The organism is Kitasatospora sp. NPDC058243, assembly GCF_042882025.1.
Taxonomy (GTDB): domain Bacteria; phylum Actinomycetota; class Actinomycetes; order Streptomycetales; family Streptomycetaceae; genus Kitasatospora.
This window is the reverse complement of record NZ_JBHVWW010000049.1, coordinates 15,179-23,757: the sequence shown is the minus strand read 5'-3', so window position 1 is coordinate 23,757 and position 8,579 is coordinate 15,179. Positions and strand designations below refer to the sequence as shown.

Genomic DNA, 8,579 nt, shown 5'->3' with positions numbered 1-8,579 from the left:
GCTCTCCAGCCTGTTCAGGCGACGCGTCGCAGGACGCGGCCGCCGAACTGCATGTGGTCCGCGCGCCCGGTCTCCGGGTCGAGCAGGAAGCGGCCGAGGTGTTCCACCTCGGGCAGCCGCGGGTGCCGGGCGGCGAAGAAGCGCTCGCCTCGGCCGGTCAGGTCGTACTCCATCCCGTCGTCGTCGACCAGGACGGTGGCGCCGGGGTGTGCGCCGTCCGCCGTGTCGGCGCCGGGGCGGATCCGGTAGACGGTCTCGCCGTTGGCCCACTGCCCGACGCGGTCCGACAGGTCCTGCGCGGCGCCGGCGGCGGGGCCCGGCGCGTAGCCGGCGACGTCCACGCCCTCGGCCCGGAGCTGGGCCAGCAGGTCCTGCCAGGCGCCGAGGCCGGCCGCGGAGTCGGCCTGGAGGGCGATCACGGTGCCGCGTTCCGGCTGGATCCGCAGGTGGCAGGTGGCGCCCGCGCCCACGCCGTCGAGGCCGAGCCAGCGGTCGGCGCCGTTGCCGTACCGGGCCCAGCCGTGGCCCCAACCGTCGGCCAGGCCGAACGGCAGGGTGTCGAAGGGCGGTTCGGCCAGCTCCCGGACGGCCTCCTGGTCGAGCAGGGCGGCGTGCGAGGCGTCGCGGTCGTCCAGGTGGAGCCGGGCGAACGCGACCAGGTCGGTGACGGTGCCGGCGATCGCGGCGGCGGGGGCGAGGTCGCGGGGGATCTCGTCGGCCGCCAGGAAGGCCGGCTCGATGTCCAGCGGCCGGAGCAGGAAGTCCGTCACGGCGTTGCGCCAACTCACCCCGGCGGCGGCCTCGATGACCTTTCCGGCCAGCGCGAACCCGGCGTTGGAGTACGAGAACGCGGTGCCTGGGGCGAACAGCGGGCCGGCCGCGACGGCGGCCCTCAGCCCGCCGTCGCCGGGGCCGTCGCAGACCAGCCCGGAGGAGTGACTGAGCAGGTGGCGGGTCGTCAGTCCCAGCTCGGCGAAGGGTGGTTCGGTCAGGTACTCGCCGACCGGCAGGTCCAGGTCGAGGTCGCCGTCGAAGGCCAGCTGCATGGCCAGCGTCGCGGTGAAGAGCTTGGTGAGCGAGGCGAACGGCGCGGCGGACGCCGGCCCGGGCTCCGCACCCGCCTCGGCGACGTGGAGTTCGCCGGCGTCGTAGAACGCGCACCGGAGGGAGCGCACACCGTGTTCGCGCGCGAGCCGTCCGGCCTTTTCACGCCATGACTGTGAATTCACTAAAACCCACCCACCGCATTCACCGGAATCCGAAAAAGGCGCAGCACAACAGCCCCGTTCGGCCGTGTTCCGTCCACGGCTCGTCGGTACGGGGATTACGCAAAAGGGGAATTCGCTCTGGTGAATGCAGGCTAACACCGGGCGGCGGGGCCGGTCAGGGTCGTTAAGCGGCAGCCGAATGACCCTGGTTGCCGCACTGCGAAACGCCGTTCGACCTGCCCGGAAACCCGAAAACGCCGATGGGGTCCGCGGTCGCGGACCCCATCGGCGGGTCGGTGTGGCAATGGTGGGGGCGGAGCTACTCGCGCAGTCCGATGGCCTCCACCGGGCGGGCGCGCAGGGCGAGCTTGGTCGGCACCAGAACGGCCGCCGCGGCCAGGGCCGAGGTCGCCGCCACGATCGCCAGGTAGAGCAGCGGCGGAATGTGCGGAACCAGGGACCCGGTCAGGCCCATGCTCACCGTCATCAACGGCACGATGGGCACCAGGCTGCCGACCACCACCGCGATCAGGATCAGCATCAGCGTCTCGGTGCGCATCATCCGCATGACCTGTTCGGGGGTCGCGCCCACCAGCCGCAGCAGCGCGAACTCCCGTGCTCTGGACAGCGTGGTCATCACCAGGGTGTTGGCGACGGCCACCGCGATGTACCCGAAGACCAGGACCAGCGGCAGCGCGCTGCCGAACAGGTTGGCCGTGCCGGCCTTCTCCTGGGCGGCGGACAGGCCGCCCTTGTCCTGGACGTGCACCCCGGGGTAGCGGTCGTTGAGCCCGGTGAGCTCCCCGATCACCTTCTTCTTGTCGGCGCCGTCCTTGGCCCGCACCAGCACCGAGTCGTACATCCGGCGCGAACTGTGCTGGAGCACGGTGTCGTAGGACAGGGTGATGTCGCCGAAGCCCAGGCCGCGCTTGTACACGGCGATCACCTTCGGCTCCAGCGTCTGCCCGTCGGGCATGTGCACCTTGATCTGGCCGCCGACGTTCGCGCCGAGCGTGGCCGAAGCCCCGCTGCTGATCGCCACCGTGTCCGTGGACAGGTTGTCCAGGGAGCCCTCGGAGACGTCCAGGTCGACGACCCGGCTCAGGTTGCCCGGGGTCAGCCCCTGCGCCTTGTAGTCGAAGATCTCCGGCGAGCCGAGCATCTTCGTCGAGGCGAACAGGTCGACCCGCACCGTCCCGGCCGCGGCGTCCACCCCGTCCAGGCCGGCGATGAACTTCGGCGCGGTGACCGGCAGGCCGCCGGAATCGCTGGTCACCGTGTAGTCGGCGACGACGCCCGCCTGGGCCTGCGCCTCGGCCGCACCCGACGTGGTGGTCGGGATGAACAGCTGCACCGAGGCGAAGCCGATCGCCAGGATCAGCGGGCCGATACCGGCCGCCAGCCGCCGGGCGTTGGCCCGGGTGTTGGCCACGGCCAGGAACCCGAGGGTCCCGAACCGCCGCTGGAACGGCGCGGCCATCAGCCTGGTCGCCTTCGCCACCACCGGCGGGGCCAGCATGAGGATCGCGATCACCATGATCAGACCGCCGCTGCCGGCCGCGGCCACCGCGAAGATGCTGCCGAAGAACAGCGGCAGCAGCGACGCGCAGAAGCCGAGGACGAACAGCAGGATCCCGATGGCCACCCGGGCGCCGCCGATGCCCGGCTGCTCGGTCTGGGCCTCGCTGAGCGCCTCCACCGGCCGGATCGACACCACCCGGCGGGCCACCGCGAACGCCGCCACCTGCGCGGCGATCACGCCGATGCCGACCGCGGCGATCGCCGGGATCGGGCCGTAGGAGAACTCGAAGTCGTCCGGCAGGATGCCGATCGCCCCGAGCGCCCCGCGCAGCACCCCGGCGGCCAGCATGCCGGGGAAGCAGCCCAGGATCGAGGCCACCAGCGAGATCACCAGGGCCTCGCCCGAGATCATCTTGTGGATCTGCTTGGGCGTCGCGCCGACCGCGCGCAGCAGCGCCAGCTCGCGCCGGCGCTGGTGCACGCTGAGCGCCAGGGTGCTGCCCACCACCATCATGGTGATCAGCACGACGGTGCCGCCGAGCGAGCCCGCCAGCTCCTTCAGGCTGCCCCGGGCCGAGGCGACGTCCGGGTTCTCGACGCTGCTGCGCCCGTCACCGGTGTAGACGTCGATCGCGGAGCCCTTGAGCGCCTTGTCGATCCGGTCGCCGAGCTTGCCGGCGTTGGTGTCCTTGGGCGCCAGCACGCCGATGGCGCTGACCTGGTCGGTGCGGCCGAACAGGGTGCGCGCCTCGTCGTCGGAGAAGAACACCGGCGGGGTGCGCAGCGCCCCGCCGCCGCCCTTGTAGGTGACGATGCCGACGATCTTGTACGAGCTGGCGTCCCGGGTGGAGGCGATCTTGACGCTGTCGCCCACCTTCACCTTGCGGTGGTCCGCGACGGACTTCTCCAGCACCACCTCGCCGGCGCGCTTCGGCTCGTCGCCGTTGCGGTCGTACGGGCCGAGCGCGGCCGCGCCCCAGTTGGTGCCGTTGGACGTCCGGTCGTCGGCGCCCTTGACCAGCTCCTCGCCGTCGTTGGAGACGACCTGCGCGGGGAAGGTGAGCACCGGGACGGCCTTGTCGACGCCCTCGGTCCTGGCGACCTTGTCGACCAGGTCGATCGGGACGCCGACGGCGTCCTTGAGGTCCTTGGACTTGCTCTTCTTGGCCTCGTGGACCGTGAAGTGCTTCTGACCGCCGACCACGACCGCAGCGCCGGAGTAGCGCTGGACCGGCACCCCGTTGCCGATGCCGGACTGGAGGATGATTCCGAAGGCCGTGACGAGCACGGACGCGCCGAACAGGGCGACGAACGCCCCGACGAACCCGGCCTTACGCTCCTTGACGGTCTGTACGACGAGCCTGAACACGTCTCACCACTCCCCCAGCCGGGTCATGCGCTCGGCCACCCGGTCCGGAGTGGGGTGCGTCATCTCCTCCGCGTAGCTCCCGTCCGCGAGGAACACCACGCGGTGCGCGTAGGAGGCGGCGATCGGGTCGTGGGTCACCATGATCACCGTCTGTCCGAGGCTGTCCACGACCTCGCGCAGCAGCGTCAGCACCTGCTTGGCGGTGCGGGTGTCCAGCGCGCCGGTCGGCTCGTCCGCGAAGACCACCTCGGGCCGCGCCGCCAGCGCCCGGGCGATGGCCACCCGCTGCTGCTGGCCGCCGGACAGCTCCGAGGGCCGGTGGCTCATCCGGTCGGCGAGACCCACCTGCGTCACGACCTGCTGCAACCACTGGTGGTCCGGCTGGCGGCCGGCCAGCATCAGCGGCAGGGTGATGTTGTCCGCGACGGTCAACGCCGCCATCAGGTTGTACGCCTGGAAGATGAAGCCGACCCGCTCCCGGCGCATGATGGTCAAATCGACCTCGCTCAGCTGCGCCAGCTCGGTACCGCCGAGCACCACCGAGCCGGCGTCCGGGCGGTCCAGCCCGGCGGCGCAGTGCAGGAAGGTGCTCTTGCCCGCCCCGGACGGACCCATCACCGCGGTGAAGGTGCCCCGGGCGAAGGCGAGGGACAGATCGCGCAGCGCGTGCACGGCCCCGGCGCCCTTGCCGTACGTCTTCCGGACCCCGTCGAGGCGGACGACCCAGTGGGCGTCCAGAGCGGCACTGCCGTCCGGCCGCGGCGGCGCCGCGTACTCCTCCTCCGCGGCCGCGCTCTGGAACTCCTCCGTCCGCGCTCCGCGTCCCTTTCTGCTCACTTCCGGCCTCCACCACTCGCACGCACTACTTGACGTTCACGAAGGTAAGTCCTGGAGCAGGTGCGGAACCAGGGCACGAACTGGAGAGTCGATGGTGCAGAAAAGTGCCACCCACCGCCGCATTTGGGACGGTGGTAGGGTGATCGGGATGACGACTCGGAGGGTTTTAGGAGCCGTGCGCGCCCCCAGCATTGCCGAGTTGCGACGCTTACAACCCGAGCAGTGGGTCCGCCAGACGGTGATCCGTTTCCCTCCGGCCGCGGGCTACGTCCTGCTCTGCCTGATGACCGGACTCGCCGGGCTGCTGCTGTTCTACCTGATCGCCATCATCTTCGCGCTCTGCCTGGTCGGAACGGGCTTCCTGCTGCTGCCCAGGACACTGCGGGTGCTGCGCAGGTACGCGGAGGTCCACCGCCGGTGGGTCGGCCGGCTGCTGGAGACCGAGGTCCGCACGCCCTACCGCGACCTGGAGCCCGGCCGCACCGGCCCCCGCAAGCCCTCCCTGCGCGACCCGGCCGTCCGCAAGGACCTGGTCTGGGTGATCACCCACGGCGTCGTCGGCTCGGCCCTGTGCATCTTCGCCCTGAGCATCTGCGGCAACGCCTTCAACTGGCTGTCCGCACCGGTGTGGTGGAAGCTCGCGTCGGGCGAGCGCAACTCGATCATCCTGATGAACGTCGACTCGTGGCTGAAGTCCTTCGTCGCGGTGTTCATCGGCGTCGGCTACGCCGTGGTGGCGATGGCCGCGATGCGCGGGCTGGCCCTCGTGCACGCCCGGATGTCCCGCCGGCTGCTGACCGCCCGCCCCCGGGTCGCGCTCGCGCAGCGGGTCCGCGAACTCTCGGTGACCCGCGCCGAGGCGCTCGACGCGCACGACGCCGAACTGCGCCGGATCGAACGCGATCTGCACGACGGGGCGCAGGCCGGCATCGTCGCCGTCTCGCTGCGGCTCGGCATGATCAAGCGCGCGCTCGGCCAACGGCCCGAGCAGGTCCCGGAGATGGTGGACGCGGCCCAGAACCTCGCCGAGCAGGCGCTGGAGTCGCTGCGCCACCTCGTCCGCGGCATCTACCCGCCGGTGCTCGCCGACCGCGGGCTGACCGACGCCGTCCGGGCGCTCACCGCGCTGTGCGGGGTCCCGACCCGGATAGACATCGACGAGTCGGCCGGCGCGGCGCCCCGCGCGCCCGCCGCCGCCGAGGCCGCGGCCTACTTCGTGATCTCCGAGGCGCTCACCAACATCACGAAGCACAGCGGGGCGCGCAGCGCGCTGGTGTGGCTGCGGATCGCGTCGGACGCCATCTCGATCAGGGTCGAGGACGACGGCAAGGGCGGCGCCACCGAGGGCACGGGGAGCGGGATCCTCGGACTCCGGCGCCGGGTCGCCGCCTTCGACGGGACCACCGACCTGTTCAGCCCGCCCGGGGGCCCGACCGTACTGAAGGTGGAGATTCCATGCGGATCCTGATCGCCGAAGACAACGCCCTGCTCCGTGAGGGGCTGGTACTGCTGCTGAACAGCGAGGGGCACGAGGTGTGCGTCACCGTGGACAACGGGGACGACCTGCTGCCCGCGCTGCTCGAACACCGCCCGGACGTCGCCGTGGTGGACGTCCGGCTGCCGCCGACGTTCCGCGACGAGGGCCTGCGGGCCGTCGTCGAGGCCCGCAAGCAACTGCCCAACCTGCCCGTCCTGGTGCTCTCGCAGTACGTCGAACGGGCTTACGCGACGGAGCTGCTGGCGCAGAGCGCCTCCGGGGTCGGCTACCTGCTGAAGGACCGGGTGGGGCGCGCCGAGGAGTTCCTGCTCGCGCTGGAGCGGGTCGCCGACGGCGGCACCGCGATGGACCCGGAGGTCATCTCGCAGCTGATGGTCCGCCGGGCCGGCGACGACCCGCTATCCTCGCTGACCCAGCGCGAGCGCGAGGTCCTGGCGCTGATGGCGGAGGGGCGCAACAACGGCACCATCGCCGAGATGCTGTTCATCGCGGAGAGTTCGGTGAACAAGCACATCGGCAACATCTTCGCCAAGCTGAACATGCCCACGCCGGACAGCGGCCACCGCCGGGTGCTCGCCGTGCTCACCTACCTGCGGGCCTGAACGCCCGGAGGAAGACGTGCGGAGAGGGGCGGCGCCGGTCGGGCGCCGGCCCCCCCCTCTTTTCCCCCCCCCCCCGACGCTGTGGGGGAAGGGACGTTGGCGGCCAGTCAGCGGATGAGGCTCGGCGACGGGTCGACGTGGACGGTCCTCGCGGACGACTTCAGCGTTGCAGGGCCGGTCGAGCAGTACCTGGAGTACCTGCGCTCGGCCGACTGCTCGCCCAACACGATCAAGATCTACGCCCGAGGCCTTGCGCTGTGGTGGTCCTTCCTGGAACAGCGGTCGCAGGCACGGAACGCGATCGCAACACGCCGCCCCTACACCGTGATCGGACACGCCGCCCAGACGCCCTGGCTGTTTCCAGGCCAACGTCCAGGCCAACACATCAGCGCCGACCGGCTCGGCCTACAGCTGATCGCCATCGGAATCCAACCCGGCCAGGCCCGGTCGACGGCCCTGTTCGCCCTCGCCGAAGAAGTCCCGGCCGCGATCCTGGCCCGGATGCTCGGCACCCACATCCAAGTCGCCGTCCAGTGGCAGAAGGCCTCCGCCGGCGACTGGGCCGCCTACGCCGCAGACGTCAGCCGCCGGAACCGAAACTGACCGCTCAATCACCCAGGGTGATTACCTCAGTTGGTCTGCAGCAGCCCATACAGCGGTCCACCTGCCGCCGAATTGAGCGGCAGCCGCTTCACGCTGCCTATACCGTCGGGCGCATGGCTGATGAGATCTTCGGACATCCACGGCTGGCTGCAATCTATGACCCGCTTGATCCAGATCGCACTGACCTCCACGCCTACCTCGTCCTCGCCCAGCAACTCGACGCGAAGCGGGTACTGGACATCGGCTGCGGCACCGGCGAGTTCGCACTCCTTCTGGCCGATCGCGGGATCAAGGTCGTCGGCGTCGATCCCGCCCAGGCCTCCATCGACGTGGCCAGGGAAAAGCCGGGCAGCGATCGCGTCCACTGGATCTGCGGTGACGCGGCAGTCCTTCCGCCTCTGAAAGTGGACCTCGCCACCATGACGGCGAACGTCGCACAGGCGATCGTCGCCCCGGATGCCTGGCTGCAGACGCTGAAGGGGACTCACAGGATTCTGCGACCCGGTGGGCACCTGGTGTTCGAGACCAGGAACCCGGCTGCACGCGCCTGGGAGTCATGGAACCGCACAGCATCGCACCGAGTCACGGAGATCCCGGGTGTTGGCACGGTCGAGAGCTGGGTTGAGCTGGTCGACGTGAGCCAACCCGTCGTGACGTTTCGGTGGAACTACGCGTTCGCTGCGGACGGGCAGCACCTCATATCCGATTCGACCCTGAGATTCCGGGACCGTCAGGAGGTCGAGGCCGATTTGATCGCGCAGGGCTACGTGCTGCGAGAGGTCCGAGACGCTCCCGACCGTCCCGGCAAAGAGTTCGTCTTCGTCGCTCAACGACTGTGACCTTCGGGAGGAACAGCTCCTGAGCCTGGGAATTCCGAGAGTTCCAATACCCGACTCCACCATATGAGGAGTCCACTTCATGACCGGATTGCCGGACCACCT

7 protein-coding genes are annotated in these 8,579 nt (G+C 70.5%); 4 read left to right on the top strand and 3 right to left on the bottom strand.

What is annotated here, in order from left to right:
- Positions 1-14 precede the first annotated feature (14 nt).
- The 3 genes from ACFVX9_RS27280 to ACFVX9_RS27270 form a co-directional block, all read right to left on the bottom strand.
- The gene (locus ACFVX9_RS27280; RefSeq protein WP_387983989.1) at positions 15-1,229 is read right to left on the bottom strand and encodes a serine hydrolase domain-containing protein; all 1,215 of its coding nucleotides are present in this window, start codon (positions 1,227-1,229) and stop codon (positions 15-17) included.
- Positions 1,230-1,527: 298 nt separating this feature from the next.
- Entirely contained in the window at positions 1,528-4,098 is a 2,571-nt protein-coding gene (locus ACFVX9_RS27275; RefSeq protein WP_387983987.1) for an ABC transporter permease, read from the bottom strand.
- Between the two features lie 3 nt (positions 4,099-4,101).
- Positions 4,102-4,836 carry an ABC transporter ATP-binding protein gene (locus ACFVX9_RS27270; protein ID WP_063351478.1) on the bottom strand — a complete coding sequence of 245 codons (735 nt, stop codon included), beginning with the start codon at positions 4,834-4,836 and terminating at the stop codon, positions 4,102-4,104.
- A gap of 298 nt (positions 4,837-5,134) precedes the next feature.
- Between ACFVX9_RS27270 and ACFVX9_RS27265 the strand changes: the two genes are divergently transcribed.
- The 4 genes from ACFVX9_RS27265 (at position 5,135) to ACFVX9_RS27250 (ending at position 8,477) form a co-directional block, all read left to right on the top strand.
- Positions 5,135-6,403, top strand: coding sequence for a sensor histidine kinase (locus ACFVX9_RS27265; RefSeq protein ID WP_244293481.1), 1,269 nt, complete (start codon positions 5,135-5,137; stop codon positions 6,401-6,403).
- Positions 6,391-7,035 carry a response regulator transcription factor gene (locus tag ACFVX9_RS27260; RefSeq protein WP_363375491.1) on the top strand — a complete coding sequence of 215 codons (645 nt, stop codon included), beginning with the start codon at positions 6,391-6,393 and terminating at the stop codon, positions 7,033-7,035. Before ACFVX9_RS27265 ends, ACFVX9_RS27260 begins: the two co-directional genes overlap by 13 nt.
- 96 nt (positions 7,036-7,131) lie before the next feature.
- Entirely contained in the window at positions 7,132-7,638 is a 507-nt protein-coding gene (locus tag ACFVX9_RS27255; RefSeq protein WP_387983984.1) for a hypothetical protein, read from the top strand.
- Positions 7,639-7,751: 113 nt separating this feature from the next.
- The gene (locus ACFVX9_RS27250; protein ID WP_387983982.1) at positions 7,752-8,477 is read left to right on the top strand and encodes a class I SAM-dependent methyltransferase; all 726 of its coding nucleotides are present in this window, start codon (positions 7,752-7,754) and stop codon (positions 8,475-8,477) included.
- Positions 8,478-8,579: the final 102 nt, after the last annotated feature.